The sequence below is a fragment of the Micromonospora sp. WMMD1082 genome, from assembly GCF_029626175.1.
Lineage (GTDB): Bacteria > Actinomycetota > Actinomycetes > Mycobacteriales > Micromonosporaceae > Micromonospora.
Window position 1 is genome coordinate 3,839,711 of sequence record NZ_JARUBM010000002.1, and the last position, 26,948, is coordinate 3,866,658.

Here is a 26,948-nt window from a genome sequence, read left to right on the forward strand (position 1 = left end):
GCGCTCGAAGTATCCGTCGAGGCGGTAGGGATCATCGCCAACCGCGATGGGGTGCAATGCGACTTCCGATCGTGGCGGCCTTCCGGACGATGCATGGTCGAGTAGCCGACTGCGCCTACGAAAGGGAAGATCATGTCTCGTAAGCTGATTCGCGGTGGAAACATCCTCTCGATGGACCCCGCGGTGGGCGACCATCAGACCGGCGACGTCCTCGTACAGGACGACACCATCGTTGATGTCGGGCCGCGCATCGACGCGCCGGACGCCGAGGTGATCGACGCGGCCGGCATGGTGGTGATGCCGGGACTGGTCGACACCCACCGCCATGTCTGGCAGGGCGCGTTCGCGCAGATCGCCGCCGATTGGACGCTCAACGAATACTTCGCCGGGCTGGTCGGTCGGTTCTCGCCGCACTTCACGCCCACCGACGTCCGCGACGGCACCTACTACGGGGCGCTGGAGGCCCTCGACAGCGGGGTGACGACCCTCTTCGACTGGGCACACGTCATGAACACGCCCGAGCACGCCGACGCCGCGGTCGACGCGTTGCGCGCGTCGGGTCTGCGCGCGGTGTTCGGGCACGGCATCCCCACCTCGGACCCGTCGTGGTACATGGGCAGTGACCGCCCGCACCCGGTCGACGTCCGCCGCATCGCCGCCGAGTACTTCACGTCGGCGGACCAACTGGTCACCCTCGCCCTGTCCGTCCGTGGACCGGAGCTGTCCACCATCGAGGCGACCGCCCACGACCTCGCCCTGGCCCGCGAGCTGGGCGTGCGGGCGTCGATGCATGTCGGCATCGGGCTGCTGGGCGGGCATCGGGCCATCACCCAACTGCACGACCGGGGCATGCTCGGACCCGACCTCATCTTCCTGCACGGCAACACGTCCTCCGACGACGAGCTGAAGCTGCTGGCGGATGCCGGGGCACACGCCTCCGTCTCGGCACGGGTCGAGATGATGATGGGTCACGGCCATCCGGCGACCGGCCGGCTGATGGCCGTCGGGCTGCGGCCGGCCCTGTCGGTCGACGTGGTCGCCGGCACGCCGGGCGACATGTTCGACGAGATGCGCGCCGCGCTCGAAGCCGAGCGGGTGCGGCAGTACACCCGGCTGCTGGCGCAGGGCGAGCAATCCGCCACGGTGCCGCTCACCACCCGTCAGGCCGTCGAGTTCGCCACCATCAACGGCGCCCGGGCGCTCGGGCTTGCGGACACGGTCGGCTCCCTGACGCCGGGCAAGCGCGCCGATCTCATCCTGGTCGACACCGGCCGCTCGCCGCTGCGCCTGGGGCTCGCCGCCACGGCCGCCGTGACCTTCGCCTCGGCGCGCGACGTCGACACGGTGCTCGTCAACGGCGAGATCCGCAAGCACCGGGGTCGCCTGGTCGGCGCCGACCCGGCGGCTGCCCGGCAGCGGGCCGAGGCCTCCCGCGATCGGATGCTGGCCGATGCGTGAGCACAACGGGGCGTTTCGCCTGTCGGTGCTCGGTCCGCTGCGCGCCTGGGTCGGCGACGACGAGATCCCGCTCGGCCCACCGCAGCAGCAGGCCCTGCTCGGGTTGCTGCTGGTGCGGGTGGGGGAGCCGGTGACGATCAGCGAGATCGTCGACGTGCTGTGGCCGGGCGGCGCGCCGGCCACCGCCGTGAACATCGTGCACCGGTACGTGAGCCAGTTGCGCCGTCTGCTGCCGTCCGGCACGCTCGTCCGCGTCACCCGGGCGTACCGTGCCGAGCTGGCCGGTGACGAACTGGACCTGCACGCGTTCCGGCGGGCCGTGGCCGAGGCCGCCGCCGTGGAGCGCACCGACCCAGGGCACGCCGTCGACCTGATGACCGGCGCGCTGCGCCGGTGGCATGGGCCGGTCGGGGCGAACCTGGACGAGAACGTCCGTACCGCGCCGGCGTTCGTCACCGTCGGTTGGGAGTTCGCCGCCGTTGCGGCCAGCCTGGCACGGACTGGGGAGGCGGCGCAGGGACTCCTGCCGGTCCTGCGCGCGGCGGCGGCCGGTGCCCCGCTGGACGAGCCGGTACACGCCGCGTTGCTCCGGATGCTCGCGCTCAGTGGCCGTCCGGCCGAGGCGCTGGTCGAGTACGCCGCCCTGCGGAAGCGGCTGTCCGAGGAACTCGGGGTGGACCCGGCGCCGGAGGTACAGCGGGTCTATCAGCGGCTGCTGACGCCCGCGCCGTTCGTCCGCCCGCCGGCGCGCGGCGTGCGGCTGGCGGCCCGGACGATGCTGCCGATGAGGGCGGTGGTCGCCGCCGACCGTGGCCGGTCACTCGAGGTGGCCAGGCCCACCGGCAAATTGAGGTCGGCGCCGTCCACCTTGATGACCGAGACACCGTCGTCCTCGCTGCCGGCCCGGGGCAGGAAGGTGACACCGAGCCCGTTACGGACCAGTCCGAGCGCGGTCGCCTGATCAGCGGCCTCGAACGGAACGTGCCGGACGATGCCGGCGGCCGCGAAGGCGCGGTCGACCAGCGCCCGGTTGCCCCAGCCGCGGGGGAAGTCGATGAAGGTCTCGTCGCGCAGGTCCGCCAGGTTCACCGAGGTGGCGTCGGCCAACGGGTGACGACGGGAACAGACGAAGGACCATGGCACCGACCCGAGGTGGTGCAGGCGGACACCGCGCGGCACCTCGATCGTGGCCACCAGCGCCAGGTCGAGGTTGCCGGCGGCGATGTCGGCCAGGTGTCCCGCAGAGCCGGTGGGTGAGCCGCGCAGCTGGAAGGTCACCAGGGGATGGGTGACGTGGAAGCGGCCCAGGACGGCCGGCAGGTCGAGGATGAGCGGCTCGGCCGACTCGGGGCGGCTGCCGATGGAGACCAGGGTGCCGATCCTGATGGTGCCGCGTAGCCCGCCACGGACCTGGTCGACGATGTCCCGGGCGTGCCGCGCCGCGCTCAGCAGCGCGCGAGCCTCCGGCAGCAGCGCCATGCCGGCCTCGGTCAGCGAACTGGCCTGCGCCTCCCGCGTGAACAGCGGCATCCCCAGCTCCCGCTCCAGTTTCTGGATGGTGGCAGAGACGGCCGACTGCGTCACCCGGACCCGGCGGGCGCCGCTGGTGAAGGTGCCCTCCTCGGCGACGGCGATGAAGTACTCGAGCTGGCGAAGTTCCACCGCACCACTATCGCGGACCGCGATGCGACGTAGCGCGAGGATGCGCGGGTGCCACGCCCGATCCCCGACATGCTTGCCCTGACCACGGTTGTCTGTGAGGAGTTACTCGTGTCAAGCACCACCGCTCTCGCACCCGAACGGCCGGACGTCCGAATCCGGGGCTTCTGGCCCGTCGCGTACGCCTTCGGCGTGATGATGGCGTTCTCCGCCGTGCCCACCCCGCTCTACGTGCTCTACCAGCAGCGGGACGGTTTCGGCCCGTTCACGGTCACCGTCGTGTTCGCCACGTACGCCGTCGGCGTCGTGCTCAGCGTGTTCACCGTCGGGCACGTCTCGGACTGGATCGGCCGGCGTCGCGTCCTGATCTGGGCCCTGCTCACCAACATGCTGGCCGGCCTGATCTTCCTGCTGCCCGGCCTCGGCAGCCTGCTGGTGGCCCGCTTCGTCTCCGGCGTCAGCGTCGGAATGCTCACCGCTACCGCGACCGCGTACCTCATGGAGCTGCACCTCACGGGGCGTCCGGGCACCGGCCGGCGACGTGCCGACCTGGTTGCCACGGCGGCCAACATCGGCGGCATCGGGTTGGGCCCGCTGATCTCCGGCCTGCTCGCCGAGTACGTCCCCTTTCCGCTCACCGTGCCGTACCTGGTCTTCCATGCGCTGCTGGGCATCGGCCTGGTCGTCGTCCTGCGGGCCCACGAGACGGTGACCCGCCGCGACGTCCGGTGGCGGCCGCAGCGGGTGTCGGTGCCGGCCGGCGCGCGAGCCCGCTACGCCGCTGCGGGTGCCGCCGCGTTCGCCTCCTTCGCCGTCTTCGGTCTGTTCACCTCCCTGACGCCGGGGTTCCTGGCCGGTGTCCTCGGCCAGCCGTCGCACGCCGTCGCCGGCCAGGTCACCTTCCTGGCCTTCGGGGCCGGCGTCGCCGGGCAGCTGGTGATGACCCGGGTGTCCCTGGCCCGGCAGCTGTACGTCGGGCTGGCGGGGCTGGTCGCCGGGCTCGCCGCGCTGATCCTGGGCATCTGGTTGCCACACTTCGGTCTCTTCCTCGTCGGCGGGCTGCTGACCGGTGCCGGCGCGGGCACCGTGTTCAAGGGCGCGGTGGTCACCACCGCCGGCCTGGCCGCTCCACGGGCGCGTGGTGAGGCGCTGGCCGGGCTGTTCCTCGTCGGCTACGTCGGTCTGGCCGTACCGGTGCTCGGCCTCGGGTTCGCCGCCCAACACCTGTCCACCCGCACCGCCGTGCTCATCTTCGCGGCCGGCCTGGCTTCGCTGCTCGTCGCGGCCGCGCGCCCTCTGGTCCGTCGCTGACCTGCGCCCGGTCGCTTGGGCTGGCAAGGGCCGCGTCTGGGGCCTGAGTCTCGTTCGCGGTGAACGGGCCGGGTGTTGAACCAGGTCGGCTGTCAGTACGTGTGCGTCGTGGGTTCCTGGAGGACAGCCGGCCGCTGACCATCCAGGTCCCCACTGGAGCAGGTCGGACGACCGCCGAAGTGCGCGCACTGATCGGTGCGGTGATGGAGGAGACGTGCCACGCATCCGTTGGGAGCAGCGCCGTACGACGGGCAACCCACGCCCGGGCACATGCCGCTGGGCAGGACAGCCATCTCTCACCGGAACAGCCGCCAGGCAGACGCTGATCTGGCTGCGTCGGCCACGCTCCTCGCTTTGCTCAGGATCGATCCGAGAGGTTGGCGGCAGGGGAATGTGCAAGGTGCTGGCCATGGCCCTCGTGATGATGCTGGCCGGCCCGCCCGGCAGCATGCCGGACGCGGCCGCCGGCGGTGCCAACCCGGTGGTGCTCGTCCACGGCTTGAACTCGACGGCGACGAAGTGGGCCGCGTACCTTGGGCCGGAGGGGTTCCTGGCTAAGGTGGGCCGGCGAGGATTCGCCGTCGGCGACGGACAGACGCCCGGCGTGCTTCGGACCGGCAGCTACACCGAACCGTTCGGCGGGACCAACACCATCGCTGAGAACGCGGCAATCCTCCGCGACTACATCGCCGGTGTCAGGCGGATGACCGGCGCGGCCCGAGTCGACATCGTGGCGCACAGCATGGGTGGCCTGATCTCTCGCTACTACATCGACCGGCTGATGGACGAGCGGGACGTGGACAGGCTGGTCATGCTCGGCACGCCGAACGGTGGATCACCGTGTGCCAACCTGCCGGCGCGGTTGGGAATTTCCACGCCGGCCACCCTTGAGCTTCGGCCAAGTTACCTGAATGACGTTTTCAACCAACAGATCACGCGCCGTAACGGGGTGTCCTTCCACGCACTGGCCGGTGACGTGTTCACCGAAGCGCTGCGGTCGCCGTGTACGGGTGCGCCGAGCGATCTCGTCGTCGATGTCGACAGTGTCGAAGCCGCCGGTGTCGCGGCGAAACGCCTGCCGCTCCTGCACGACGATCTTCAGAGATCGGCTGAGGCGTTCGGTGAGTTCGTTGCACCAGCCCTGGCCTCCGATGTGGCCGAGCCGGGCAACGAAACCGGCACCAGTCCGGCGCGACCCGACGAACCGCAGACGGTGGCCCTGGCCGCTGGCCACGTGGCGGCGGGTGCGCATGTCGAACAGGTGCTCAATATCGACGAGGTGGCGGTGGCGACGTTTGCCATCTTCGATTCGACGCGGTCGCTGGCCGTATCGGTACGCGGGGCCAGCGGCAACCCCCTCGAACTGAGTGCGGCCGAGAACGGACTTATCAAGATCGACGATCCGGAGACGCTCCTATATCTGGGGTACGGCTTTGTGAACCCGCAGCCCGGCCCCTGGTGGATCACGCTCCACTCGACCGATCGGACGCCGCCGACGGGGGCGGACTTCGCGCTGACCGCCCAGGTCCAGGGCGGAGCCACGCTCAGATCCCAGACGAGTGAGTTGCTTCCGGAGGTCGGTGAGGAGGTTCACATCAGCGCCACGTTCGAAAGCGATGGTCCGCCGGTGGCCATCCGGCGTGCGGTGGCGCTGATCCGTACGCCGGACGGCGGGGAGGAGGCGGTGATGCTGAAGGGGGGCGGCGTCGAGCCGGTCGGAGCCTGGCGGCCGGACCGCGTCGGTCTGCACGGCATCGACGTGGTGGTGGTCGGTGAGACCGCGGATGGTGAACGGGTCGAACGGACCGACTTCCTGGTCGCCGAGGTGCAGGCCGTCGAGGCGGGAATCCCGTGGTTTCCGATCTTCGTGCTGGCTGGCGTCGCGCTGATCGTCGTCGCTGGTGTCGGCGGCTTTGCCGCCCTCGTTGTAGCGGTGTACGGATTCAGGCGTCGCAGCTCGCGGGTGAACGCGTGATGGATATGACGAGTGACACCGCCGCGAGCGCGAAGGTCGCGGCGTCGACCGCGTCGTCCTCGATCGCCTCGACAGTCGTTGCCGGGAGTTCGCCAGAGCTGAGTTTCGACGCCGGTGTGGCTGCAGCCCGCGCGACGATCGCCGCTGACCAGGCCGACGCCTCGGTCCGGAGCGACGCGACCTCCTGTCTGCTGTCGCACGGCGAGCGCCGCGCGAAGGCCGTGCTGATGCTGCACGGCTACACCCACGATCCCCGACAACTGGTAGCGCTGGCCGAGCACTTCCACGCGCGCGGCTACAACGTCTACGTGCCCCGCGCACCGCTGCATGGCCTGCTAAACACTGGTGCCCACGCCCGGGTCACCGCCGCTGCTCTGCGGGAGCACGCGACCGAAGCCTGGACGATCACCGCGGCGCTGGGGGAGGAGGCCGGTGTGATCGGCGTGTCCGCCGGCGCGGTGCTGGCGACCTGGCTGGCCCAGCGGCCGGGCTACTCCGTCCGGCGGCTGCTCGCCCTGGCCCCGTTCTACCGGCCTCACCGCACACAGGCGCACCCGATGTTGACCACGCTGTCCCGGGCGCTGTTCGGCTCGGGCCTGCTGCCCGACCGGAGCACCAGCCGGGGTTACTCGTACGCGGCCGTAGCGCAGTACCTGGGCATCGTCGCCGGCTACCCGCGGCGTCCCGGCGCCTCGGAGCTGTCCCGGGTGGCCGTGGCCGTCTCCTCGGCGGACCAAGTCGCCGACCCCACCACGGCGCTGTGCCTGCCGGCGACGCTGGCCCGGCACTGCCACGCCTCCTTCGGCATGTACGTCGTACCACCAACCTGGCAGCTCGGGCACGACATCGTCTCACCCCCTGCGACGGGGGGCTACGCCGACCGCCTTCACGACTGCTACTTCCGGCTGTACGACACCCCGTCGTCGACGTCGGGTTGATGGGCTGTTGACCTGGTGAAGGTTCGCTTTTCTCATGGCTTCTGACGACACACTTTCCAAGATCCTCGCCGAGCCCGAGGTGGTGCAGCTCTCCGCAGCGGTGGCAGGCCCGGTCTTCCTGCCCGGGGACGAGGGCTACGACGCCGACCGGGCCACCTACAACCTGCTGACCCCACAGCGCCCAGCGGTGGTCGTCGGCGTGGTGAACGCCGACGACGTACGGGAGACGGTGCGGTTCGCCCGCCGGAATAGCCTGCCGGTGGCGGTCCAGGCGACCGGGCACGGCGTCGGGGTGCCGGCCGACGGCGCGGTGCTGATCAACACCAGCCGGATGACCGGCGTCACGATCGATCCCGACGCCCGCATCGCCCGGGTAGAGGCAGGCGTACGGTGGCAGCGGGTGATCGACGAGGCCGCGAAGTATGGTCTCGCCGCGATCAACGGGTCGTCTCCCACGGTCGGCGTGGTGGGCTACACCCTCGGTGGCGGGCACAGCCCGTTCCTCGGCCGCTCCTACGGCTACGCCGCCGACCACGTCACCGCGGTCGACATCGTCACGCCCGACGGCGAGCTGCGCACCGTCACCGCCGACCTGGAGCCGGAGCTGTTCTGGGCGGTACGGGGCGGCAAGGCGAACTTCGGCGTGGTGACCGCCATCGAGTTCCGGGTTTTCCCGCTGGAGCGGCTCTATGGCGGTGCGCTCTTCTTCCCCGGCAGCCAGGCCCGGCAGGTACTCCAGGCGTGGCGGTCGTGGATCGAGGACACTCCGGACGAGCTGACCTCCTCCATCGCACTGCTGCGGCTGCCGCCCGTGGAGGCGGTGCCGGAGCCGCTCCGCGGCCAACTGGTGGTCCACGTCCGCATCGCCCATCTCGGCTCGGCCGAGGAAGGCGCGCGCTTGGTCGCGCCGCTGCGGGAGGCGGGCACGGTGCTGCTGGACAGCGTGGTGGAGCTGCCGTACACCGCCGTCGCATCGATCCACAACGACCCGGTGGACCCGCTGCCGGTCTGCGAGCGTTCGACCCTACTGCGGGACCTGACGCCCGCAGCCCTGGACCGGATCGTCGGGCTGGCCGGGGAGGGGTCCGAGGTTCCGGTCACGGTGGTGGAAATCCGTCATCTCGCCGGCGCGCTGCGCCGGGCCCCGCAGGTGCCGAACGCGGTGGCCAACCGGGAAGCGGCCTTCCTGCTCTTCGTGGCCAGTGTCACCGCGCTGGACGCGGTGCCGGCGCACGTCGCGTACCACGCCCGGATCATCGAGGAACTGGCGGAGTGGGACACCGGTCGCGCATTCGCCAACTTCCTCACTCCCGGTAACGGGGCGGCCGACCACGTCGCCTCCGCATACCCGCCCGGCGTGTACACGCGTCTGGTCGAACTCAAGCGGCGCTGGGATCCTGACAACCTGTTCCGGTTCACCCACACCATCCACACCGACTGACCGCATTGCGGTATCCGGCGCCCTGGACAGGCGCCAACATCGGTGCCAACGGTAATCGGCGGCACACCATACGACAGACTCGGCATCCCGCCGCCGAGTCTGTCGTATATTCGGACCGACCTCATCTGGCAAGGGCGGGAATGGTACACAAGCTGCGACCAGGTGACCAGGAGCCCGCCGGCAGCTCGATGGTGCTGTGCCACCGGCTGATCGGTCGGGATGTCGAGCTGGCCCGAATCGAGGAGTTGCTGCGGCGGACCGACTCCGGCGGCGGCGGTGCGCTGCTATTGCAGGGCGAGCCGGGCGCCGGCAAGTCCGCCCTGCTCGCCGCCGCCACCGCCGCGGCGTCCTCCCGAAGGATGCGGGTACTCGGCTGCGTGGGCGCCGCCACCGAGACCCATCTGCCCTACGCCGGCCTCCAGCAGGCCCTGCGGCCGGTGCTGCCGATGGTCGACCAGCTACGGCCGGCGCAGCGGAACGCGCTGGGCGCGGCGCTGGGGCTGACCGACGGTACCGTCCAAGGGCCGTTCCGGGTCGGGCTGGCCACGCTCGAACTGCTCACCTGGTACGCCGCGGAGCGGCCGGTGCTGCTCACGGTCGATGACATCCAGTGGCTCGACCGGTCTACCTGCGACGTGCTCGCCTTCGTGGCGCGTCGGCTGTCCCACGACCCGGTGGTGATGATCAGCGCGGGGCGGGCGCAGGAACTCGCCGACAACCCGATCGCGTCGATCGACCTGTCGTCGGCGCGGCTGGGTGCGCTGGCCGAACCAGACGCCGCCGCCCTGATCCGGCGGCACGCCGCCGACCTTCCCGGCGACGTGCTGCGCCGCGTGCTGTCGGCCTCCTCCGGCAATCCACTCGCCCTCGTCGAGTTGCCCAAGGCACTGCGCCATTCGAGCACGGAAGTCCTCGCCGGGAGCGGCCTCCCCCTCACCGCGCGGCTCGAACGTGCCTTCGGGGAGCAGTTCGATGACCTGCCGGCCGACGCCCAGGCCGTGCTGGCGGCGGCGGCGCTCAACGACGGCGGGAGCGCCGCCGAGGCGAGCGAGGCCGCGGCCCGGCTCACCGGTATGGGGGCCGGCGTCGACACCCTCGCCGCCGCCGAGACACGCGGCATGGTGACCATCGCCAATGGCCGGCTGTCCTTCCGGCATCCCCTCGTCCGTTCGGCGATCTGCCAGTCCGTGTCCCCGGCGCGGCGGCGCGAGGTGCACGCGGCGCTCGCCGACGTTGTCGCCGACCCCGTCCGTCGCCTCTGGCACCGGGCGGACGCGAGTGCGGGCCCGGATGACGGGTTGGCGGCGGAGCTCGAGCAGTTGTCGACGAGACTGCTGCAGCGGGGTTCTCCGGCGACGGCGGCGGCCGCCCTGGAGCGGGCGGCCGGGCTGTCCAGCGCCGACAGCGAGCGGGGCCGGCGACTGATTATCGCGGTGCACATCCACTCCGGCAGCGGCGCGTACGAGGACGCAACCCGGCTGACCAACCTGCCGCAACTGCCCTCCGACGCGCTGACCCGCTCCTACCTGCGGATCGTCCGGCAGTTCACCGAGGGCCGCTGGATGAGCGCCGAGAGCATCCCGACACTGGTCGAGGCCGCCCGCCGCTTCCACGCCGCGGGGGCGACGGAAGCTGCGATGCTCGCGTTGCTCGGCGCCACCACGGCAGGGTGGTGGGGGGACGCCAGCGCCGAGGCATGCAGTCCGCTGCTGGCCATTGCACAGTCGCTTCCGGTGCCGGCGGACCACCCCGCGCAGATCCTGGTGTCCGCCATGGCCGAACAGCACGAGCGTGGCCCCGAGATCCTGCGACAGCTGCGCGACTTGCCGCTGGGTGGGCCAGACCGGGGCATCCACGCGCTGGTCGAGATCGGCACCGCGTTGGGCTACCTGGGCGCCCTGCCGGACTACTACCGGTTGATGGCGACCGTGGCGGACAGCACCCGCGCCGACGGCCAGTTCGCCCTGCTTGCCATGGTGCAGGCCATGCAGTCGTGGGTGGGCCTGCTGCTCGGCCGGGCCGGCGCGGCGGCCGCGGCCGCCGCGGAGTGCCGGTCACTGTCACCGCCGAGTGGTCCGGAGCGCACCTCCGAACTGGCCCGGCTCGCCGAGGCGATGTTGGCGGCCCGGCGCGGCGAAGTCGACAAGGCCGAGTCGGCCGCGGCGGTGGCGGAGGCGGCGCTGCTGCGCGCCGGTGCCCACCCGCTGCTCGCCCTGGTGCAAATGGTCCGGGGAACCGCCGCCCTCGCGACCGGGGAGTTCGAGTCCGCGTACGCGCATCTGGTGCGCATCTTCGATCCGTCGGACATCGCATACAACGACCGGATGAAGGCGTACGCGGTGGTGGAACTGGTCGAGTCGGCCACTCTGGCCCGGTGCCCCGAGCGGGTCCGCGACCTGCACCGGCAGTGGGCGGCTGAGGCTGAGCGGACGGGTTCGCCGCACCTGACGATCGGCGTGGCGGTAACCGCGCCGGTGTTGTCCGCCGATCCGCAGACCGCCTTCGACGCCGTGTTCACCGACGCGCTCAACCAGTGGCCCGTCCACCGGGCGAAGGTGTTGCTCGCGTACGGCAGATGGCTGCGGCGCAACCGACGGATCAGCGAGTCCCGCGCCACGCTACGCGCCGCCCAGGACCTCTTCGACGCCCTGGAGATGCCGCCCTGGAGCGAGCGGGCGGCTCAGGAACTCCGCGCCTCCGGGACGCAGGCCCGGGGTCGGCCCGCCGTGACGCCGGGTCGGCTCACCCCCCAGGAGCGTCAGATTGCGATCTTGGCTGCGGAGGGGCTGACCAACGCCGAGATCGCCGAGAAGCTGTACCTGTCGTTCCGGACCGTTCGCACGCACCTGTACCACATATTCCCGAAGCTGGGTGTGACATCCCGAACGGAACTGGCGACGGTGATGTCCGCCGACGTCCTTGATGGGTAATTTCGCGGCGAATATCGGTCACGTCATAGGTCATGCGTCGTACGCCTCGGACCACTCCCCGCCCTACCGTTGACTTATGATCGACCAGCGACACGACGCGCCACCGCCACCGGACTGGACCTTCTCCGTCCTCGGACCGTTGCGGGGGTGGTACCGCGACACCGAGGTGGATCTCGGCTCCCGCCAGCAGCAGGCGGTCCTCGCGGCCCTGCTGCTGCGCGACGGCGCGCAGGTGGGCATCGAGGAGTTGGTCGACGGCCTGTGGCGGGATGCCCCGCGCGCCGCCGTCGGGACCGTCCGCACCCACCTCTCGCGGTTGAACCGTCTCCTGAACCCCTCGGGCGATGCGGATCGGGTCATCCGGTCGGCCGCCGGCGGCTACCATCTGCCGTCGGCCACCTTCAGCCTGGACCTGACCGGCTTCCGCCACCTGCTTGACGCGTCCTCGACCGCACCGACGGACGACGCGGCACGGGGCCTGCGGGCCGCGCTGCACCTGTGGTGCGGCACGGCGTTGCTCGGGCTACCTGGGCCGTACCTGGAGGGCCAGCGTCGCCGCCTCATGCTGATGCGGTCGGCCGCGCTGGAGCGGCGCATCGCCATCGACATCGAGCAGGGCAGGTGCGTCGAGGCGCTGGCCGACCTGGTCGTCGTCGCCGCCGAGCAGCCGTACGACGAAGCACTCTGCGCGCTGCACATGCGCACCCTCTGGAAGCTGGGACGCCGGGCTGAGGCACTGGCCGAATACCACCGTATCCGCGGGCTCCTCGCCGCGGAGGTGGGCGTCGACCCCGGCCTCGCCCTCCAGGATCTCTACCTGCGGATACTGTCTAGTGCGGACAACGCCGGCAGGCTGCGGCGTAAGCTACCGCGCAGCCCTGGTCGGTCGATGATGCTCCTCGGTGCCGGCGGCGGGTAGCCCCCCGACCGGGTCGTCCGGGCTAACCCGCCCGGGTGTAGCGGTGCTTGACCCCAGGTGGAAAGTACTCGGCGTCACCGGTGGTGCGCATGTCAACCCGCGGCAGCTGTCGTCCGGATGGTACGTAGTGGGCGAACTCGCTATTGAGCCGCAGCAGCGCGGCGTGCACCGACTCGGTCAGGACAGCGGCGCGCGCCAGTTCGGGGTGGATCCCCGGAGCCAACTCCACCACGACGGAGAGCGCAGGTTCGTGCTCGGCATCGGTCGTCACGCCGAGCACGAACTTCCCGGTCACCCACTCCGCGACGTCGGGGTGTTCCAGTCCTGCCGCGATGTTCTCCGGATAGACGTTCGCACCGAAGTACGAGACGGCGAACAGGGAACGGCCGAAGACGTAGACGAAGGGCAGCGCGGGCGCACCCCGTGTCGGGACGGCGTCGCCGGCGTGGGGATCGCCCTCCACGACCGCCGCGAGTGGATCGAAGCCCCGGTCGCGGCAGAAGCGCAGCATCCGCTGGTACGGCACGACCCCACCCTCGTCCGCGATGTGGTAGCGGACCAGCGGCACCTCGCCGTCACAGCTGAAGACGAGGGTGTGCCCGTGCGTCTCGAAGTAGCGGGTCATCGGGTCGTACTGCACCAGTGTGGGGAGCCGGTCGGCACCGAACAGTTCCCGTGCCGCGGCCGGGTTCGCGGCCAGGAACCGACGGATGGTGATGCTCAACGGCGTCTCGTTGCCGAGCACCCCCGCGTCGGCCGTGCCGTACAGCGACGCCGAGTCGAAGGCCGGCCGGGACATCCCCGCCCGGCGGCCCACCAGGTCGCGCCATTGCTCGCTGAACACCTCGCCGGCGAGCAGCAGCCGGATCGAGTACCGGGGCCAGTCGATGTCGCGTTCAACGCCAGCGTCGATGAGGCCCTTGAGGAAGGGTGGATAGCCGGCCAACACCACCTGGTCGAAGTGCGGTCCGAGCTCGGTGACGACGCGGAGGATCTCCTCGACGTTGTTGCCGGGAGTGGCGATCGTTATCGCGTAGCCGCGGCTGGCGAGGTGACGCCAGCAGGCGGCGGTGTACATCCCGCCGACCCAGTTGCCCAGCGCGAAGCAGACCACGGCGAGGGTGCGCCGGGTGTCGGCCCGGAAGCTGCCGTGCATGACCTGCTCGAACCGTTGGCTGACGACCAACTCGTCCACCGTCGAGCGGGGCCACACGGTGGGCTGCCCGGACGAGCCCGAGGAAACCGCCACCACGTCGCAGCCGTCCAGCCGGCCGCCACGGCACAGGTCGGGCAGCGGGTACCGGCGCTGGTAGCCCTCCTTGGTCAACAGGGGAATCCGCGCGAAGTCGTCGACCGCTTGGATCTCCGTCGGATCCAGGCCGTGCGCCTCCAGAAAGCTCCGATAGGCCGGCACGGTGGCCGCCACATCCTGGAACAGCTCCAGCGCCCGGGTCGCCTCGTCCTCGTCTTCGCTCCACTCGTTCGGTCCGAGCCAGCCCGGCACAGCGGTCGTGCCCAGCGCGTAGCGGTTTAGGTCACGCATCACGGTCTCCCTAGGGTCGGCCCAGCAGCGGGGCATAGTTGTCACGAAATATCCGCTGGCCGTACGCGCTTAGGAGCGGGTTGCGAACGGCGGACGGCAGCCCAATGGAGCGGTCGCGGCGGCGGGTCTGGGCGAGTACCCAGTCGGTACGGGGGCGACGGCGTGTCTGGAAGGCGGCCAGCGCGGCGGGGATATCCGCCGCCTGGCGCAGTGACTCGGCGAGCACGATCGCGTCCTCGAACGCCATCGCGGCGCCTTGAGCCATGTTCGGCGAGCAGGCGTGTGCTGCGTCGCCCACGAGCAGCACCGTGCCGCGTATCCAGGTCGGGAGCACGACCTCCTCGTTCGGGCCCGCGTGCCCCCTGCCGTCGGTCTGGCCCAGCAGGGTCGGTACCGGCTCGGCGAACATCGCCAAGGCCACCTCCCGCCAGTCCGACCGCGCGCCACCCGGGCCGGTGTTCAGGTAGCAGTAGAGTTGCCGCCCGTTGATCGGGATGGTGAGGAACTGGATCCCGGGTCCGAGCTGCACCGACCACGCGGTGTCGGTGTCGGTGCGGGGAGCGAGGAAGCGATAGGCGTACTGGTCGAGCCGCCGCGCCAGACCGTCGCCGAAGGCGAGCCGCCGGACCGTGGAGTGCACGCCGTCGGCGCCGATGATCAGGTCGTAGATGTCACTGCTGCCGTCGTTGAACTCGACTAACGTCCGGCTGCCCACCGCGGTCAGGCTCATGGGGGTCAGACCCCAGCGCACGGGCTGGCCTTCCAGCGCGTCCAGCAGCCTGCGGTGCAGTTCGCTGCGGTGCAGGGCGAGGCACGGGCCGACGTCACGCCACATCCCGTCGACGTCGACCTCAAAGAGCCGCCGGCCCCGCGAGGTCGCGGTCCGTTGGCGCTCGATCCGGACGGCGATATCCGCGACCGGATCGAGCAGGCCAAGCTCACGTAGCGCGCGGGTGGCATTTCCGGGCAGGTAGATGCCGCTGCCTGCGGGAGCCGGACCGGCTAACCGCTCGACGACGTGGATCTCGGCCCCCCAGTCTCGCAGCGCATGGACGAGGGACAGGCCGGCAAGGCCGGCACCTACCACGAGCACCCGAATACCGTCGCCACGCATCCCGGATCCCTTCCATCGTCCCCGCCGGGCCGCCGATCCGGCGGGACGGCGGTACTGTCCACCGCGGCCGACGGTAGCGAGCGGAGATCAACGACGTGTTGACGTGAGCCGCGACGGCATCCCGCCGGCGACGTGAACAACCCCTCGTCGACGTCCGTAGTCCAGTTCATGAGCTTGAGTTGGACAGCGGGCGTGCTGGCGTTGACGCTGGCGAGCGCCCCCGCCCCCGGGGAACCCCCCGCGCTGCCGGCGACCGAGACCGGCTCCTGCGTAGGTCGGTCCCCGGTTACGGCCACCGACATGTCCTGGCCACAGGGCCGGATGGCGCCGCACCTGGTGTGGCCGCTGACCGGCGGCCGCGGGACGGTGGTGGCGGTGGTCGACACCGGGGTGAGCCGCGTCAGCCCGTCCCTGGCCGGCGCGGTGCGATCCGGCCGGGACGTGGTCACGGGCGGCCCCGCCACGGATGACTGCCTCGGCCGGGGCACCGCGCTCGCGGGGATCGTCGCGGCCCGCCCGACGCCGGGTACGGCGATGGCCGGAATGGCGCCCGAGTCCGAAGTCCTGCCGATCCGCGTGGTGGATCCCGCCGGACGGGTACCACCGGACGCCCTGGCCGATGGCATACGGGCCGCCGCCGCCGAACGGGCGACGGTCATCCTGGTCGGGGCGGGTGTTCCGATCGACAGTGCCGGCCTGCGGGCCGCCGTGGCCGAGGCCGTGGCCGCCGACAGCCTGATCGTCGCCGTGGCGACGACCGGCGACGACGGCTCCGAAGTGTCCTACCCGGCGGCCTACCCGCAGGTGCTGGCGGTTACGGGCGTCAACGTCGACGGCGCGCCGATCGCCGCCGGCGACCCCAGCCAGGCCGGCGGCCGGCAGGGGAGCGTCGACCTGGCCGCACCAGCCGCCGGCGGTTACAGCATCGGGCCGGCTGGACCGGGGCACTACCGTGTCGGCGGCCCTGCCGTGGCCGCCGCGTACGTGGCCGGCACGGCGGCGCTCGTCCGCTCGTACCATCCCGGTCTGGGTTGGTCGCAGGTTCGCGACCGGCTGCTGGCGACCGCCGAGCCGCCGCCCGCCCGGTACGCCGGGGCACTCGGCGCCGGCACCGTCGACCCGTACGCCGCCGTGTCCGGCGTGGTGGCCCGCCCGTCGTCGCCACCGACGCTCCGGGGCGCGGCGGTGGTCCTGCCGGGGCCGCCGAACACGGACCCGGCGATCCGGATCGCCGGGATCGCCGGCTCGATGCTGCTCGCCGTCGCCGCCGCGACCGCGGCGGTGGCCCTCACTCTCCGGTCGGCGCGGCGGCGTCGACGGTAGCCGCCGGCTCGGACCAGGCGGTCTGGATCAGTCTGCTGCCCCGGCGGGTGCAGAGTAGTGCCCGTCCGGGCGGCAGGTGGCGCGGCTTGGTCCCGCCGAGCAGCGGGCCCTCGGTCGGCGGGCAGGACAGCGCGATGTCCGGGCTGTTGGTCTCCTGGAGTCGCCGGATCAGCGGATCCATCGACATCCGGGACAGGTTCGCCGCGCCCCGGGTCAGCACGAGGTGAAAGCCGATGTCGGCACCCTGTTGCAGCAGCGGGACGAGCGGCTGGAGCGGGCCGTCCATGCCGGCGAGCATCTCGTAGTCGTCCACCAGCACGAACAACCGTGGTCCGGACCACCAGTCGCGGCGGCGGAGCTGCTCGGGGGTGATGTCCGCGCCGGGCACCCGGGGCCGCAGGCCGGCCAGCGCGTCGGCGACGGTGGCCCGGGTGGACTCCGCCGAGACCGAGTAGCCGAGCCGGTACTCCGCCGCGATCGCGTCGAACAGCGTCCGGCGGTAGTCGACCAGTAGAACGCGCGCCTCCTCCGGGGTGAACCGGGTGGTGATCGACCGGGCCAGGTGGCGCAGCAGGTTCGACTTACCGCTTTCCGCGTCGCCGAGCACTGTCAGGTGGGGCACCTCGCCGAAGTGGTGCCAGACGGGTGCCATCCGCTCCTCGTCGAGACCGATCGGCACCCGCAGGTCACCTTCTGGGGCGGGCAGGCTGGCCACTTCGAGCACGGCCGGCAGCGTGCGCACCGGTGGGGCCGAGGGACCGGTCCAGAAGTCCGCGACCGAGGCGGCGAGGTCCCGTGCTCCGGCCGGCACCGAGTCGGCGTCCTCGATCCCGTCGATGCGCGGCAACGCGCCGAGGAAATGCAGCTTGTCGGGGGTCAGCCCGCGCCCGGGCACCTGCGGCACGGTGGCCGCGAGCCGCAGGTCGATGGTGGAGTCGACCGGGTCGCCGAGGCGCAGCTCCAGCCGGGTGCCGATCTGGTCGCGCATCCCGTGGTGCACCTCCGACCAGCGCGACGCGGTGAGCAGCAGGTGGACGCCGAAGTTCAGTCCCCGGGCGGTGATCTGCCGCACCGCCGCGTCGACCGCCTCGAACTCCTGGCGCAGCGTGAACCAGCCGTCCACGACCAGGAAAACGTCGCCGTACGGGTCGTCGGTGATGTCCCCGGCGGCCCGCTGCCGCCGGTAGGTGGCCATCCCGTCGATGCCGCGTTCGGCGAACGTCCGTTCCCGGCGCGCGATCAGGCCCGTGATCTCGGCGATGGTGCGCCGCACCCGGTCCTCGTCAAGACGCCCGGCGACGCTGCCCACATGCGGTAGGTCGGCGATGGTGGCGAGCGTGCCACCGCCGAAGTCGAGGCAGTAGAACTGCACCTCGGCGGGGCTGTGGGTCAGCGCCAGCGCCGCGATGACGCTGCGCAACAGGGTGCTCTTGCCGCTCTGCGGCCCGCCGGCCACGCCCAGGTGCCCACCGACGCCGGACAGGTCGACGGTGAGCAGCTCCCGCACCTGCTCGGCCGGCTTGTCGATGTAGCCGACCGGGGCGACCAGCCGGCCGTTGCCAGGCCACCGCGCGGCCGACAGACCCCGCTCCGGGTCGGGCTCCAGCGCGGGCAGAAGCTGGTCGAGCGTGGGCGCGGCGGCCAGCGGCGGCAGCCACACCTGGTGGGCCGGCGGGCCCTGGTTCTCCAGCTGCGACACCAGCACCGACATCACGCTGGCGACCTGCTCATCGGTCCCGTCCGGCGCGGCGTCGACCTCCGGCTCCGCCGGCAGCGGCTCCGTGTGCCGGTGCGGCACGTGGTCCAGCAGGTACGGCACCACCTGGCGCTGGACGATCTCCTGCCGCACCCGGGCCGTCTTGGTCCGGTGGGCACCGGAGACGTAGGCGGCCTTGAACCGCACCAGCGTCGACACATCGGTGCGCAGGTAACCGTTGCCCGGTGCCGACGGCAACTCGTAGGCGTCCGGCACGCCGATCACCGACCGGGACTCCAGCGCCGAGAAGGTCCGCAACCCGATCCGGTACGACAGGTGCGACTCCAACTGTCCGATCCGGCCGTCATCGACCCGCTGGCTGGCCAGCAGCAGGTGCACCCCGAGGGAGCGGCCGAGCCGGCCAATCATCACGAACAGATCGATGAAGTCCCGGTGGGCGGCGAGCAGCTCGCTGAACTCGTCCACCACGATGAACAGGGTCGGCAGCGGGTCCAGCTCGGCGCCCTGGGCACGGGCCCGCTCGTACTCCAGCACCGAGCTGTAGCCGCCGACGGCGCGCAGCAGCTCCTGCCGGCGGACCAGCTCGCCCTGGAGGGCGTCGCGCATCCGGCCGACCAGCGCCGCCTCGTCGGCCAGGTTGGTGATCACTGCGGAGGTGTGCGGCAGCTCGTCCAGGCCGAGGAAGGTAGCGCCGCCCTTGAAGTCGACCAGCACGAAGTTGAGGGTCTCCGAGGAGTGCGTGGTGGCCAGCGCCAGCACGAGCGTGCGCAACAGCTCACTCTTGCCCGAGCCGGTGGCGCCGATCAGCATCCCGTGCGGACCGGAACCGCCCAGCGCCGACTCCTTGATGTCCAGCTCCACCGGGGTGCCGTGCCGGTCCACCCCGATCGGCACCCGCAGCCGCTGCGCGACGGGCCGGGTGGCCCACAGCTCACCGAGGTCCAGCGCGCGGGGATCGGAAATGCCGAGCAGGGTCGGCAGGTCGAAGTCGGTGCTCATCGCCTCCCGATCTGGCTCGGTGGCGAGCGCGAGCCGGTACGGCGAGAGCAGCCGAGCCAGCGCGGTGGCGACCGGCACGCCGAGCGAGTCGGGGGTGGCCAGCCGGGTGTGCACCGGACTGCCCACCCGGTCGGGGCGGATCATCTCCAGTGTCTCCGCGTCGACGGAGAGGCACAGCACCTCCTTGTCACCGCTGACCGCCGGGTTGTCCAGGTCAAGGAGCAGCGCGTTGCGATAGCCGCCGCTGGTGAAGCGGTTTCCGTTCGGCAGCCGGCCGCCGTCGCGGATCACCAGCACGTACGGCTCGTCCCGGGTCACCCGGGCGTCGCGCTCGAAGCGGGGACGCTGGGTGAAGCCCTCACCGAGCATGCGTTCGATCCCGTCGATGCCGTCGGCGACCAGCCGGGCCTGTCCCGCGGCGTCCTGCTCGCTGTGGTGCTGCAGGTGCGGCAGCCACTTCGCCCACTCCCAGGCGGCGGCTCCCTCGGTGCCGACGCAGAGCGCCACCGTCACCTCCTCCGGCGCATGCAGGGTGACCAACTGCGCCACCAGCGCGCGCACCAGCGCCCGTGCGAGTTCCGGGTCACCGGCGACGCGGATCTCGGCGAAACCGGGCAGGAACAGCGACACGGGCAGCCCCGGTACGCTGCCGTAGGCCCGGATGAACCGGCGTAGCGACTTGGCGGCCAGCGGCTCCAGATCCTCGATCGGTTTGGTCTGTAGCGGGGTGATCCGTACCGCCAGCCGCTGCTCGCCGGTGCCGACCCGCACCTCCAGGAAGTCCGGGTGACTGGGACGGCGTTCCCACCGCCGCGACGTCATCGCCAGCGACCACAACGCGCCCGGCTCCGGATCCCGCCACAGCGCCGCGTCACGTTGCTGAGTGACGTACCGCCGGACCCGGCGCCGGTGCTGCGCCAGGTGCCGCAGGTAGTCGCGTCGCTCGGCGCCGGTGCGCTGCTTGCGGTTACCGCCGCCGGTGACCAGCTGGCCGAGCATCATGCCGCCCATCGCGACGACCATCATCCCGGACATCATCCAGCTCATCGGGCCCCGCGAGGAGCCGCCGCCGCTGAACATCAGCGCCATGACGCCGGCCATCAGGGCCATCGGCAGCACCATCAGGACCATCCGCAGCCCGTTGGACTGCTGCTCGGCCAGCTCCGGTGGCTCCTGAAGGCTCAGCTCTCCGCTCGGGGTCTCCGGTCCGCTGCGCCGGGCCGGCCGTTTGAAGATCACGGTCGCCATGGGTTCGCCTCTCTCTACGCGGACGGGAACGTCCCTGGCCACTACGTCACGGCACCGGAATCGGGTCAGCAAAACTTTTCGCACCGGCGTGAACCAGCTGCCGCCGCCGACCGAAGTACCCGTCGTGGCAGGTGAGGTGACGGGCGACATGTGCCGTCTGGTGGTGTGCGGACCGGACCGGCGTGTCGACGTGGCGGTACCGGAGCAGGTGGTGATTGCCGACCTGTTGCCCGTGCTGCTGCGCCAGCTCGGCGACAACCTGGCCGACGCCGGGCTCGACCACGGTGGCTGGGTCCTGCAACGGCTCGGCTCGCCGGCTCTGGACGAGAACGGCAGCGTCAGCTCGCTGGGACTGCGCGACGGCGACGTCGTACACTTGCGACCGCGCGCGGAGCAGATCCCGCCGGCCGCCTTCGACGACATGATCGACGGGGTCGCCGCCGGCCTGGCGGCCCGCAGCGGCCGGTGGAAGCCGGAGATGACCCGTTGGGCGGCTCTCGGCGGCCTGGCCCTGGCGCTGGTGGTCGGGGTGATCGCCCTGGGCCTACCGGCGTCGCCGGCCGGGCGGGCGACCGCCGCCGGCCTCACCGCCCTGCTGCTCGCCGCGGCCTCGGCGGCGGTGGGCCGGGCCGTGGGCGACCGGCCCGTGGCGATCCTGTTCGGCGGCGGGGCGCTGGGTTATGCCGCCCTGGCGGGGTTGAGCCTGCCGGACCTGACGCTGGCTGCCGCCTCGCTGCGCCTGGGCGGCCCGCACGTGTTCACCGCCGCCGTCGCCGTGGGTGCGGCGGGGCTGGCCGCCGGGCTCGCGATCGGCGCCGCCCGCCTCGCCGTCGTCACCGTGGCGACCGCGGTCGGCGTGGCTGCGGCGGGCGCCGCGGCGGTCGCCTTCCTCGGCGCCCCGGCCACCGCCACGGCCGGGGCGGTCGCCGTGGTCGGCACGGTGGCCGCGACGCTGGTGCCGGTGACCGCGTTCCGGATGGCCCGGATGCGGCTCAAGCCACTGCCCACCGAGCCGGAACACCTCCAGGAGGACATCGACCCCGAGCCGAGCGGGCCGCTGCTGGCCGGCGCGGCGGTGGCCGATCGGTGCATGACCGCTCTCTACGCCGGCCTGGCCGTGCCGACCACGGTCGCCTTGGTGCTGCTCGGTTTCGCGCCCCGCTGGGACACGCTCACCCTGATCCTGCTGGTGGCGCTGGTCCGGTTGCTCTCGCTGCGGCCGATGACCAGCGCGTGGCACCGGCTGGCCCAGGGCGCGCCGGCCGTGCTCGGCCTGTGTGCGGCCGCGATCGGCGCGCTGACCCTGGCGCCCCTGGCGTGGCGGCCGTACGCGGCGGTGGCCGTCCTGCTCCTGGCCGGGCTGCTGGCCATCGCGGCCCGCCTGCTGCCGGGCCGGCGGCTGATGCCGTACTGGGGGCGGATCGGCGACCTGGCCCAGACGGTGGCCACGGTGGCGACCATCCCGGTGCTGCTCGCCACCTTCGGCGTCTACCAGCACGTCCGCGCGATGGGGGGTTGAGCCGTGCAGTCCCGTCGTGACCAGGTGCAGGCACAGTCGTACGTGCTGGGCCGGTTGACCGCCGCGCTGGTGGCCGGTGATCCGGAACGGGCGGAGAACCCGCACCGCCGGACCCTCGTCGGTGTCGTCTGTGGGGTGCTGGTCGCCGCCCTGATGCTGGCCGGTTTCGGAATCTACGGGTATCTCCGTCCCGGCGGGTCGAGCGCCTGGCGCAAGCCCGGCACGCTGGTGCTGGAGAAGGAGACCGGCAGCCGGTACGTCTACACCGGCGACCAACTGCGGCCGGTGCTCAACTACGCGTCGGCGCGGTTGCTGTTCGGCGGGGACCCGCCCCGGGTGTCGGTCTCCAGCCGGTCCCTGACCACCGTGACCCGGGGGCTGCCGGTCGGGATCGTGGCCGCCCCGGACGCGCTGCCCGGCCCGGGCGCGCTCGCCGACGCCGGGTGGACCTCGTGCGCGGTCGGCGGGGCGGATCGGGCAGGCGCGGGCGGCTCCGGGCTCGTGCTGACCGTCGCGGGCGGGCACACCGGCGCGCCGCTGGGCGGCGATGCGGTGGTCGTGCGTCCCGTCGGCGACCGGGGCGAGCGCGCGAACTACCTCGTCTGGCAGGGGCATCGGCACCGGCTCGGTGCGGCGTGGATGGCCCGGGTCTTCGGGTACGACGGCCCCGCCGAAAGCGTGGACAGCCGGTGGATCGACCTGCTGCCCCCGGCGTCGGACATCGACCCGGTGCAGGTGCCCGGCCTCGGCGAGCCGGGTCCGACGGTGCAGGGCCGCCCGACCCGTATCGGCCAGCTGTTCGTGGTCCGGCTCGTCGGAGCCGAGGATCGCTACTATGTCCTGCTGCGCGACGGGTTCAGCCCGCTGACCGCCACCGGGTACGCCATCGTGGCCGCCGATCCGGTGACCGCCCGCGCGTACCCCGACCGGGCGGTGACGCCGACGCAGGTCGGACCGTCGGCGCTGGCTCAGGTGCCGGTGTCGGGGCGGCGGCTGTTTCCGGAGGGCCTGCCGAGCGTGCCGCCGCCGGTCGGGGTGGCGGGCGAGGGGCGGTCCTGGTGTGTCCGGCAGCGCCCCGGCGGCCCGGTCGAGGTGGTCGCCGACACCCCGGCCGGCGGCGCGGCGGCCCGTACCGAGCTGGCGGCCGGGGCGGTCGCCGACGCGGTGCGGATGGCGCCCGGGGCCGGTGGGCTGGTCCGTTCCGGCCGGCCGGGCCAGGCGGCCGGCGGCCCGCTCTACCTGGTCACCGATGCCGGCCTGCGCTACGGCGTGCCATCGGACGCCGCCGCCGCGGCGCTCGGCTACCAGGCGGCCGAGGCGGTCACCATCCCCCCGGAGTGGCTGCGCCTGCTCCCCGAGGGGCCCCTGCTCGACCCCGCCGTGGTTCGGGGGGAGTGACCGGACCACCTCATCTGCTATCAGCGAGATGTCAGCCCGAAACCGGAGGAAACCATGACTATCGACGTCAATGCCAAGTCCACCACCGACCTGTTGAACGCCTTCGAGACGGCGAAGGCGGAGAACCAGGCCGCCTCGACGGCGGTCAGCAACGCCGCCGGAACGCTGTTCAGTGGCTGGAGCGGGGTCGCCTCGAGCGCGTTCTCCAGCAGCATGGGCCAGTGGCTGGACGGCCTGCAGCGGGTGCAGAACGCGCTCGCCGGCCTTCAGGACAACATGGCCGCCTTCGCCCGCAGCAACGAGCGCACCGAGGACGACGCCCTCGCCGACGCCTCGACCTGGATCGGCGGCGGCACGCCGATGTCCCTGCCGACCGGATCCAGCGCCCCCAACCCGCCCGCTAGCTGGACCTGAGCAACCCCGTTTCGAATCCGAGGAGTAACACAGTGACCGACTTCAGCGTACGACCCGACAGCATGCTGACCACCGTTGACGAGATCAACAGCATCCAGGTCCGCATCGATGCCGCCATGGCCACGCTCAACAGCGTGGTCAACACGTTCGTCGCGGTCAACGCCGGTGACGCAGTCGAGGAGTACCGGATCGCCCAGACGGAGTGGAACGCCGGTCTCGAACAGATGCGGACCAGCCTCGCCCAGGCGGGGGTCAACCTCTCGGCGATCTTGGAGAAGTACCAGCAGGGTCAGCAGACCGGTGTGGCGATCTTCTCCGGCGGGCGCTGACCCGCCCGAGGGCACAGGTCATCAAGGAAGGCGGTAGCAGGCGATGCCGGGCGAGAACACCCCGATCGTCATCAATCACGAGATGATCAACGGGCTGGGGGTGCGGCTGAAGAACGCGGCCATCGGCGCTGACAACGTCGTCATGTACGGCACCCGGTTCGTCGACGAGCACGGCGCCACGCTGCCGCCTCCGAGTGAAGACCGGGTGTCGGAGACGGACCACCGGCTCGGTCCGGCGGCGCCACTTCCGGTGCTGGACCGGGTCCGGGTCGCCGCCGGCACCGCGGACTTCACGGCTGGCGCTGAGGTGGCCCGGTCGGTGGCGAACGTGGCACCGGTGGTCTTCAGCCGCATGACGAAGCTCCGCGACCGGCTGGACCGGTACGGGTTCGATCTCGACGCGTTCCTGGCCGAGAACGCCAACCTGGAGGACCTCAACCAGGTCACGGCCGCCTCGTTGCAGGAACACGTGACCTTCTACGAGATCACCGACGAGGGAGCGGGAAGGTAGCGCGGTGCCTCCGGGAGACGAGACGACCGACACGCCGGGGCCGGGGGGTGCCGGCACCGGCGGCGGGCCGTGGGATTGGGACAAGACGGTCAACGTGATCCTCGGTGGCGGTCAGTCGGGCCCGATCGACCGCGCCGACGTGACCGGCATCACCTGGATCGAGCACGAGGCTACCTGGCGTGACGAGGCGTGGAAGAACGGTACCTTCAACGACCGCAAGCCGTGGATGTACAACACTGAGAAGGACGTCATCCACTTCTACCGGTGGATAAGCAATCAGACCGGCTATGTCAACGACATCGACAACATCATCGTCAAGGTGCGGGTGCACCGCGACGAGTACCTGCCGAAGTGGCAGGACTGGTCGCACGGCTCGTACCTGGCCGTCCAGCCCCTCCTCGACAACGGGAACCATCCGGTGCTGGACCGGCAGTCCTTCGTCAATGCCGCCAACAGCTTCTATCTCGTCGAGCGGTGGCTGGACAGCACCAGCGCGATGGTCCAGCGGCAGATGGACGGCATCGACACGGAGGCATCCGGCTTCTCCGGGTCGGCCGCCGAGGCGTTCCACATCAACCTGGCGAACCTCCACCGGGACCTGACAGATCTGCACGGCGACCTCTCAAACAGGAGTCTCCAGAGCCCTACCGCGTGGAGCACGCTGCTGAACAATGGCGCCGACGCGATCGGCGAGTTCAACCAGGAGATGCGGGGAGCCTGGTATCACAAGCCACACTGGGCTGGCCCGGACCGCATCATCTACGGTCACTGGCTGGCGCTGGATCCCACGGTGGGCCCGACGCTGGAGGAGAGGCCTGACGAACGCGGCGTCTACCAGGCGGTGCTGGACAGCCTGGGCGGGAACTGGGAGACCAGTTCCGAGGCCGGCACGGCGTTCGGGCTGGCGAACTGGAACGTCACCTTCAATCTCAGCCTCGGTGACGACGACCCGGAGCTGATCCGCACGGTCGACATCCTGTACAAGGACTCCTGGAGAGTCGTCGACGAGTTGGCCAAAGCGCGCTGGATCAAGGGCATCCAGCGCGACCTCGACCACGTCACCGAGCGCGTGGTCCCGAAACTGCTCTCCGGGCTGGAGACCATCGTGCTGCGGACGCCCACCGGGGTCCCGGACCGCGACGGGCTGGGCGGCTCGTCGAACAACCCGGGCGGCGGTGGTGCGTCGCCGCCGCCACCGTTCTCCTTCGAGCTACCGCCGCCGACGATTCCACCGCCGCTCGACCTGAGCGGCCTTGTCCCGCCACCGGGAACCGGCGGCGGGGGAGTCACCCCACCGCCCGTCCTCGGCGGCGGAGCGGTTCCGCCACCCCTCCTCGGCGGTGGAGCCGTCCCGCCGCCCGTGCCCGGGGGGCGGTCTGTCGCGCCGCCCACGCTCGGCGGTGGTGGGATCGTTCCGCCCACGCTCGGCGGTGGTGGGATCGTTCCGCCACCCCGCTCGGGCGGCGGAGCCGGGATCGGCGGGCTGGACGGCCCGCGCGACCCGCTCACCGGCGGCGGAACCGGCGGTCTCACCGGCCCGGTGGTGGGCGGGCCCGGGCCTATCCGCCCCGGCGGGCTCGGCGGTGGCAGCCGACCCGGTGGTGGCGCCGGGGGCGGCGGCGGCTTCCTCGGTGGCGGGATCGAGGCGCCCGAGGGCGGCGCGTTGCCCGGCGGCGGTCCACTCGGGTCCACCATCGGTCGTCCGGACGCTGTCCTCGGCGGCGGTGGCAACCTCGGTGGACCCTCGGCGATCGGCGATGGTGCGCTCGACCAGATCGGCGGGCTCACCCCGACACCGTTCGGCGGGGGCCTGATCGGCGCCGCGCCCGACGGCCTCGGCGGCTACCAGGATCTCGCGAAGCTGAGCGCGGACACCGCCGCCCGGGATCTGGCCGGTACGTCGGCGGGCGGCTCCGCCGGTGGGCCCGGTGGCGGCTACCCGTTCATGCCCCCAATGGGCGGGATGGGCGGGCAGAACGCCGGCAAGCAGGAAGAGCGGGAACGCAAGACCTGGCTCACCGAGGACGAGGAGGTCTGGGGCACCGACCCGGGCGTGGTCTCCACCGTGTTGGGCCGGGAGCCGCTGCCCGACGCCGACGCCGAGCCGACGACGCGGCGCCCGGAGCCGGCGGCTACGCCCGGCTCGCCGTACGCGCCGACGCGCACCGAGACGACCAGGGCCACCCGTGGCCGGGCGTGAGG

General features: G+C 71.8%; 18 protein-coding genes and 1 pseudogene. 15 read left to right on the forward strand and 4 right to left on the reverse strand.

Translation table 11 applies throughout. From position 1 onward, the window contains the following. The first annotated feature begins 171 nt into the window (after positions 1-171). Positions 172-1,458 (forward strand): amidohydrolase family protein, encoded by a 1,287-nt coding sequence (locus tag O7615_RS17775; RefSeq protein WP_278178800.1) that lies wholly within the window; start codon positions 172-174, stop codon positions 1,456-1,458. After that, positions 1,451-2,116, forward strand: a pseudogene (locus tag O7615_RS17780) (BTAD domain-containing putative transcriptional regulator); the annotation flags it as partial. The gene O7615_RS17775 and the pseudogene O7615_RS17780, both read left to right, overlap by 8 nt. A 47-nt stretch (positions 2,117-2,163) precedes the next feature. Here the strand turns inward: O7615_RS17780 and O7615_RS17785 are convergent. Further along, positions 2,164-3,120, reverse strand: coding sequence for a LysR family transcriptional regulator (locus tag O7615_RS17785; protein WP_278178801.1), 957 nt, complete (start codon positions 3,118-3,120; stop codon positions 2,164-2,166). 108 nt (positions 3,121-3,228) lie between these two features. On the opposite strand from O7615_RS17785, the gene O7615_RS17790 reads away from it, so the two are divergent. From O7615_RS17790 to O7615_RS17815, 6 genes are all read left to right on the forward strand, one after another. Next, entirely contained in the window at positions 3,229-4,428 is a 1,200-nt protein-coding gene (locus O7615_RS17790; protein ID WP_278178802.1) for an MFS transporter, read from the forward strand. A gap of 409 nt (positions 4,429-4,837) precedes the next feature. Then, positions 4,838-6,403, forward strand: coding sequence for an alpha/beta fold hydrolase (locus tag O7615_RS17795; RefSeq protein WP_278178804.1), 1,566 nt, complete (start codon positions 4,838-4,840; stop codon positions 6,401-6,403). Beyond that, positions 6,403-7,341, forward strand: coding sequence for a hypothetical protein (locus O7615_RS17800; protein WP_278178805.1), 939 nt, complete (start codon positions 6,403-6,405; stop codon positions 7,339-7,341). The genes O7615_RS17795 and O7615_RS17800 overlap by 1 nt, the downstream gene beginning before the upstream one ends. Before the next feature lie 34 nt (positions 7,342-7,375). Further along, entirely contained in the window at positions 7,376-8,782 is a 1,407-nt protein-coding gene (locus O7615_RS17805) for an FAD-binding oxidoreductase (protein ID WP_278178806.1), read from the forward strand. Between the two features lie 140 nt (positions 8,783-8,922). Beyond that, a complete protein-coding gene (locus tag O7615_RS17810; protein ID WP_278178807.1) occupies positions 8,923-11,712 on the forward strand; it encodes an AAA family ATPase in 2,790 nt (929 codons plus the stop codon). A gap of 76 nt (positions 11,713-11,788) precedes the next feature. Then, positions 11,789-12,631 carry a BTAD domain-containing putative transcriptional regulator gene (locus O7615_RS17815; protein WP_278178808.1) on the forward strand — a complete coding sequence of 281 codons (843 nt, stop codon included), beginning with the start codon at positions 11,789-11,791 and terminating at the stop codon, positions 12,629-12,631. 22 nt (positions 12,632-12,653) lie between these two features. Here the strand turns inward: O7615_RS17815 and O7615_RS17820 are convergent, their stop codons facing one another. After that, on the reverse strand, positions 12,654-14,174 hold the full coding sequence (locus tag O7615_RS17820; RefSeq protein WP_278178809.1) for a phenylacetate--CoA ligase family protein: 1,521 nt from the start codon (positions 14,172-14,174) through the stop codon (positions 12,654-12,656). A 10-nt stretch (positions 14,175-14,184) separates the two neighbouring features. Continuing rightward, the gene (locus O7615_RS17825; protein WP_278178811.1) at positions 14,185-15,288 is read right to left on the reverse strand and encodes an FAD-dependent monooxygenase; all 1,104 of its coding nucleotides are present in this window, start codon (positions 15,286-15,288) and stop codon (positions 14,185-14,187) included. A 300-nt stretch (positions 15,289-15,588) separates the two neighbouring features. On the opposite strand from O7615_RS17825, the gene O7615_RS17830 reads away from it, so the two are divergent. Continuing rightward, positions 15,589-16,611: a S8 family serine peptidase gene (locus O7615_RS17830; RefSeq protein ID WP_278178812.1), complete on the forward strand. Its 1,023-nt coding sequence runs from the start codon at positions 15,589-15,591 to the stop codon at positions 16,609-16,611. Here O7615_RS17830 and eccCa read toward each other — a convergent pair. Beyond that, positions 16,577-20,575 carry a type VII secretion protein EccCa gene (gene eccCa, locus O7615_RS17835; RefSeq protein WP_278178813.1) on the reverse strand — a complete coding sequence of 1,333 codons (3,999 nt, stop codon included), beginning with the start codon at positions 20,573-20,575 and terminating at the stop codon, positions 16,577-16,579. The two genes, O7615_RS17830 and eccCa, sit on opposite strands and share 35 nt — an antisense overlap. Before the next feature lie 124 nt (positions 20,576-20,699). Here eccCa and eccD point away from each other — a divergent pair, with 124 nt between their 5' ends. From eccD to O7615_RS17865, 6 genes are read left to right on the forward strand one after another with little or no spacing between them, the layout of a single operon-like run. Then, on the forward strand, positions 20,700-22,094 hold the full coding sequence (gene eccD / locus O7615_RS17840) for a type VII secretion integral membrane protein EccD (protein ID WP_278178814.1): 1,395 nt from the start codon (positions 20,700-20,702) through the stop codon (positions 22,092-22,094). Positions 22,095-22,097: 3 nt separating this feature from the next. Then, positions 22,098-23,492 carry a type VII secretion protein EccB gene (gene eccB, locus O7615_RS17845; RefSeq protein ID WP_278178815.1) on the forward strand — a complete coding sequence of 465 codons (1,395 nt, stop codon included), beginning with the start codon at positions 22,098-22,100 and terminating at the stop codon, positions 23,490-23,492. 54 nt (positions 23,493-23,546) lie between these two features. Then, positions 23,547-23,906, forward strand: a complete 360-nt coding sequence (locus O7615_RS17850; RefSeq protein WP_278178816.1) for a WXG100 family type VII secretion target — start codon at positions 23,547-23,549, stop codon at positions 23,904-23,906. A gap of 32 nt (positions 23,907-23,938) precedes the next feature. Continuing rightward, complete coding sequence (locus tag O7615_RS17855) at positions 23,939-24,235, forward strand: WXG100 family type VII secretion target (RefSeq protein ID WP_278178817.1); 297 nt, start codon at positions 23,939-23,941, stop codon at positions 24,233-24,235. 43 nt (positions 24,236-24,278) lie between these two features. Further along, on the forward strand, positions 24,279-24,746 hold the full coding sequence (locus O7615_RS17860; protein ID WP_278178818.1) for a hypothetical protein: 468 nt from the start codon (positions 24,279-24,281) through the stop codon (positions 24,744-24,746). A 4-nt stretch (positions 24,747-24,750) separates the two neighbouring features. Beyond that, complete coding sequence (locus O7615_RS17865) at positions 24,751-26,946, forward strand: hypothetical protein (RefSeq protein ID WP_278178819.1); 2,196 nt, start codon at positions 24,751-24,753, stop codon at positions 26,944-26,946. Positions 26,947-26,948: the final 2 nt, after the last annotated feature.

Excerpts from the sequence above, each read along its gene's own strand:
- O7615_RS17775 (WP_278178800.1), top strand. The coding sequence starts at position 172 with ATGGACCCCGCGGTGGGCGACCATCAGACCGGCGACGTCCTCGTACAG.
- O7615_RS17795 (WP_278178804.1), top strand. The coding sequence starts at position 4,838 with ATGGCCCTCGTGATGATGCTGGCCGGCCCGCCCGGCAGCATGCCGGAC.
- O7615_RS17800 (WP_278178805.1), top strand. The coding sequence starts at position 6,403 with ATGGATATGACGAGTGACACCGCCGCGAGCGCGAAGGTCGCGGCGTCG.
- O7615_RS17805 (WP_278178806.1), top strand. The coding sequence starts at position 7,376 with ATGGCTTCTGACGACACACTTTCCAAGATCCTCGCCGAGCCCGAGGTG.
- O7615_RS17810 (WP_278178807.1), top strand. The coding sequence starts at position 8,923 with ATGGTACACAAGCTGCGACCAGGTGACCAGGAGCCCGCCGGCAGCTCG.
- O7615_RS17815 (WP_278178808.1), top strand. The coding sequence starts at position 11,789 with ATGATCGACCAGCGACACGACGCGCCACCGCCACCGGACTGGACCTTC.
- O7615_RS17820 (WP_278178809.1), bottom strand. The coding sequence starts at position 14,174 with ATGCGTGACCTAAACCGCTACGCGCTGGGCACGACCGCTGTGCCGGGC.
- O7615_RS17825 (WP_278178811.1), bottom strand. The coding sequence starts at position 15,288 with ATGCGTGGCGACGGTATTCGGGTGCTCGTGGTAGGTGCCGGCCTTGCC.
- O7615_RS17830 (WP_278178812.1), top strand. The coding sequence starts at position 15,589 with ATGTCCTGGCCACAGGGCCGGATGGCGCCGCACCTGGTGTGGCCGCTG.
- eccCa (WP_278178813.1), bottom strand. The coding sequence starts at position 20,575 with ATGGCGACCGTGATCTTCAAACGGCCGGCCCGGCGCAGCGGACCGGAG.
- O7615_RS17850 (WP_278178816.1), top strand. The coding sequence starts at position 23,547 with ATGACTATCGACGTCAATGCCAAGTCCACCACCGACCTGTTGAACGCC.
- O7615_RS17860 (WP_278178818.1), top strand. The coding sequence starts at position 24,279 with ATGCCGGGCGAGAACACCCCGATCGTCATCAATCACGAGATGATCAAC.